This is a genomic window from Kocuria sp. CPCC 204721 (assembly GCF_040980945.1).
GTDB lineage: Bacteria > Actinomycetota > Actinomycetes > Actinomycetales > Micrococcaceae > Kocuria > Kocuria marina.
The window spans coordinates 1-5,298 of sequence record NZ_JAVKPO010000031.1; the positions used below are offsets into that span (position 1 = coordinate 1).

The 5,298-nt window shown below is 55.5% G+C and carries 2 rRNA genes; both read right to left on the minus strand.

Features of this window, described 5'->3' with window-relative positions:
* Nucleotides 1–6 precede the first annotated feature (6 nt).
* Nucleotides 7–3,134 (minus strand): 23S ribosomal RNA (locus RF637_RS13605).
* Between the two features lie 437 nt (nucleotides 3,135–3,571).
* Nucleotides 3,572–5,103 (minus strand): 16S ribosomal RNA (locus RF637_RS13610).
* Together the 16S and 23S rRNA genes form the textbook arrangement of a ribosomal RNA operon.
* Nucleotides 5,104–5,298: the final 195 nt, after the last annotated feature.

Consider the following 5,298-nt stretch of genomic DNA (forward strand, 5'->3'; position numbering starts at 1 on the left):
CTGTGTGTGTAGAAGTCTTCGGTGTATTAGTACCAGTCAGCTCCACGTCTTGCAACGCTTCCACATCTGGCCTATCAACCCAGTCGTCTACTGGGCACCTCACACCCCACAAAGGAGGTCAGGAAATCTCATCTCGGAGCAAGCTTCCCGCTTAGATGCTTTCAGCGGTTATCAATCCCGAACGTAGCTAATCAGCGGTGCTCCTGGCGGAACAACTGACATACCAGAGGTTCGTCCGTCCCGGTCCTCTCGTACTAAGGACAGGCCTCCACAAATTTCCAACGCACGCAGCGGATAGGGACCGAACTGTCTCACGACGTTCTGAACCCAGCTCGCGTACCGCTTTAATGGGCGAACAGCCCAACCCTTGGGACCAACTCCAGCCCCAGGATGCGACGAGCCGACATCGAGGTGCCAAACCATGCCGTCGATATGGACTCTTGGGCAAGATCAGCCTGTTATCCCCGAGGTACCTTTTATCCGTTGAGCGACGGCCATTCCACAATGTACCGCCGGATCACTAGTCCCGACTTTCGTCCCTGCTCGAGCTGTCACTCTCACAGTCAAGCTCCCTTGTGCACTTACACTCAACACCTGATTGCCGACCAGGCTGAGGGAACCTTTGGGCGCCTCCGTTACTCTTTAGGAGGCAACCGCCCCAGTTAAACTACCCATCAGGCACTGTCCCTGACCCGGATCACGGGCCGAAGTTAGATATCCAGAGTGACCAGAGTGGTATTTCAACAACGACTCCACCACCACTAGCGTGACGGCTTCACAGTCTCCCACCTATCCTACACAAGCCACACCGAACACCAATACCAAACTATAGTAAAGGTCTCGGGGTCTTTCCGTCCTGCTGCGCGAAACGAGCATCTTTACTCGTACTGCAATTTCGCCGAGTTCATGGTTGAGACAGTAGGGAAGTCGTTACTCCATTCGTGCAGGTCGGAACTTACCCGACAAGGAATTTCGCTACCTTAGGATGGTTATAGTTACCACCGCCGTTTACTGGGGCTTAAATTCTCCGCTTCAACCCCGAAGGGTTTAACGAGTCCTCTTAACCTTCCAGCACCGGGCAGGAGTCAGTCCGTATACATCGTCTTACGACTTCGCACGGACCTGTGTTTTTGATAAACAGTCGCTTCCCTCTAGCCTCTGCGACCCCGACCAGCTCACACCGCGTGGGTGTTCACCAACCAGGGCCCCCCTTCTCCCGAAGTTACGGGGGCATTTTGCCGAGTTCCTTAACCATGATTCTCTCGAACGCCTTAGTATTCTCTACCTGATCACCTGTGTCGGTTTAGGGTACGGGCGACTAGAACCTCACGTCGATGCTTTTCTTGGCAGCATAGGATCACCGAATTCCCTCACCTAAGAGAGTCCCATCACATCTCAGGCCCATGACCCGCGGATTTACCAACGGGTCGCCCTACATGCTTAGACCAGGACAACCATCGCCTGGCTCGGCTACCTTCCTGCGTCACACCTGTTAACACGTTTACCTCCCCGGATCAGGTCCCACGCTCCCCACACACTCCCGTGACCGTAAACGGCCACGGATCGTGATGGTTCGGGTGGTTAGTATCCCCGGTTCGATAGGGTCGGTTCTTCATCGGTACGGGAATATCAACCCGTTGTCCATCGACTACGCCTGTCGGCCTCGCCTTAGGTCCCGACTCACCCAGGGCAGATTAGCTTGACCCTGGAACCCTTGATCATCCGGCGGACGGGTTTCTCACCCGTCTATCGCTACTCATGCCTGCATTCTCACTCGTTGAGGTTCCACCACTGGGTCACCCCGCAGCTTCACTACCCCAACGACGCTCCCCTACCCACAACACCACCTCAACCACAAACGGCTCGGCTACACGGTGTCATGCCACAACTTCGGCGGTGTACTTGAGCCCCGCTACATTATCGGCGCGGAATCACTTGACCAGTGAGCTATTACGCACTCTTTCAAGGGTGGCTGCTTCTAAGCCAACCTCCTGGTTGTCTAAGCAACTCCACATCCTTTCCCACTTAGCACACGCTTAGGGGCCTTAGTTGATGGTCTGGGCTGTTTCCCTTTCGACTATGAAGCTTATCCCCCACAGTCTCACTGCCACGCTTACACTTCACCGGCATTCGGAGTTTGGTTGACGTCAGTAACCTTGTAGGGCCCATCAGCCATCCAGTAGCTCTACCTCCGGGAAGCAACACGCAACGCTGCACCTAAATGCATTTCGGGGAGAACCAGCTATCACGGAGTTTGATTGGCCTTTCACCCCTACCCACAGCTCATCCCCTCCATTTTCAACTGAAGTGGGTTCGGTCCTCCACGCGCTCTTACACGCGCTTCAACCTGGCCATGGGTAGATCACCCCGCTTCGGGTCTAGATCACGCCACTACACAACGCCCTATTCAGACTCGCTTTCGCTACGACTACCCCACACGGGTTAATCTCGCGACGTAACACTAACTCGCAGGCTCATTCTTCAAAAGGCACGCTGTCACCCCAAAAGGCTCCAACGGCTTGTAAGCACACGGTTTCAGGTACTATTTCACTCCCCTCCCGGGGTACTTTTCACCATTCCCTCACGGTACTGATCCGCTATCGGTCATCAGGAAGTATTCAGGCTTACCAGGTGGTCCTGGCAGATTCACACGAGATTTCACGGGCCCCGTGCTACTCGGGAACAACGTCACACCACGCACACCACGGTTTCGTCTACGGGACTCACACCCCCTACGGTCTGGCACTCACCACCAGTTCGACTACCACAGCGCCACAGCGCCCGGGGTGGCGACCCCGAGAACAACGCATCCCACAACCCCGATCATGCAACCCTCGCCAGGTATCACACACAACCGGTTTAGCCACCATCCGCTTTCGCTCGCCACTACTCACGGAATCACTATTGTTTTCTCTTCCTATGGGTACTGAGATGTTTCACTTCCCCACGTTCCTCCTCGCACCCTATGAATTCAGATACGAGTGACCACGCATGATACGCAGCCGGGTTACCCCATTCGGAGACCCTCGGATCACAGCTCGTTTATCAGCTCCCCGAGGCTTATCGCAGATTTCCACGTCCTTCATCAGCTCCTGATGCCAAGGCATCCACCGTGTGCCCGTAACAACTTCTACGCCACACAACACAAAACAATCATCAAAGAACACACCACACACACCCACCACACCACCACAACCAGGAATCCGAAAACCCCTCGACCGTGATCAACGTGTGACCAGATGCACGCGGCGTCAAAGATGCTCGCGTCCACTATGTAGTTGACAAACAACAACCCACCAACACCACACACCCACCACAATGGATGCGTCAGTGTCCCAGGAAACCAACCAACGTAACTTGTTGATCGACAACCCAACAATGTGCCACCACGAACCCCCACACACACCACCACCAACCAACCAAGCCGGCAGTGTTCCCGTGTGCGTAGTATCCGTGTCCGCTTGCTGATATTCCACCCATGAGCAAAACACCCACCACCGACTCAACGGTCCACCACGATCTCGTGGTCTGTGGGGCCACCAGCCACCCGGCCGGTCAGCGTGCTCCTTAGAAAGGAGGTGATCCAGCCGCACCTTCCGGTACGGCTACCTTGTTACGACTTAGTCCCAATCGCCAGTCCCACCTTCGACGGCTCCCCCCACAAGGGTTAGGCCACCGGCTTCGGGTGTTACCAACTTTCGTGACTTGACGGGCGGTGTGTACAAGGCCCGGGAACGTATTCACCGCAGCGTTGCTGATCTGCGATTACTAGCGACTCCGACTTCACGTGGTCGAGTTGCAGACCACGATCCGAACTGAGACCAGCTTTTTGGGATTAGCTCCACCTCACGGTATCGCAACCCATTGTACTGGCCATTGTAGCATGCGTGAAGCCCAAGACATAAGGGGCATGATGATTTGACGTCATCCCCACCTTCCTCCGAGTTGACCCCGGCAGTCTCCTATGAGTCCCCACCATCACGTGCTGGCAACATAGAACGAGGGTTGCGCTCGTTGCGGGACTTAACCCAACATCTCACGACACGAGCTGACGACAACCATGCACCACCTGTACACCAGCCCCACAAGGAGGAAAACCCATCTCTGAGCCAATCCGGTGTATGTCAAGCCTTGGTAAGGTTCTTCGCGTTGCATCGAATTAATCCGCATGCTCCGCCGCTTGTGCGGGCCCCCGTCAATTCCTTTGAGTTTTAGCCTTGCGGCCGTACTCCCCAGGCGGGGCACTTAATGCGTTAGCTACGGCGCGGAAAACGTGGAATGTCCCCCACACCTAGTGCCCAACGTTTACGGCATGGACTACCAGGGTATCTAATCCTGTTCGCTCCCCATGCTTTCGCTCCTCAGCGTCAGTAACAGCCCAGAGACCTGCCTTCGCCATCGGTGTTCTTCCTGATATCTGCGCATTTCACCGCTACACCAGGAGTTCCAGTCTCCCCTACTGCACTCAAGTCTGCCCGTACCCACTGCACACCCGGGGTTAAGCCCCGGGCTTTCACAGCAGACGCGACAAACCGCCTACGAGCTCTTTACGCCCAATAATTCCGGACAACGCTTGCGCCCTACGTATTACCGCGGCTGCTGGCACGTAGTTAGCCGGCGCTTCTTCTGCACGTACCGTCACTTTCGCTTCTTCCGTGCTGAAAGAGGTTTACAACCCGAAGGCCGTCATCCCTCACGCGGCGTCGCTGCATCAGGCTTGCGCCCATTGTGCAATATTCCCCACTGCTGCCTCCCGTAGGAGTCTGGGCCGTGTCTCAGTCCCAGTGTGGCCGGTCACCCTCTCAGGCCGGCTACCCGTCGTCGCCTTGGTAGGCCATTACCCCACCAACAAGCTGATAGGCCGTGAGCCCATCCACAACCAGTACAAACCCTTTCCACCCCCCACCATGCGACAGGAGGTCATATCCAGTATTAGACCCAGTTTCCCAGGCTTATCCCAGAGTCAAGGGCAGGTTACTCACGTATTACTCACCCGTTCGCCACTCATCCACCCAGTGCAAGCACCAAGCTTCAGCGTTCGACTTGCATGTGTTAAGCACGCCGCCAGCGTTCGTCCTGAGCCAGGATCAAACTCTCCGTCAAAAAACATTCAACAGAAACCACCCCACCACCACACCAAACAGCGCAGCAGAACCAGGGCAGGATCCCAGCTGACACCCAACACCCCCAGGAAACGGGAAAACACCCAGGGGACTGTCAGGCCATCAACCAAAAACAAAAAACTTTGGTATCAACAAACTAGACACACTATTGAGTTGACAAACAACAAACCACACC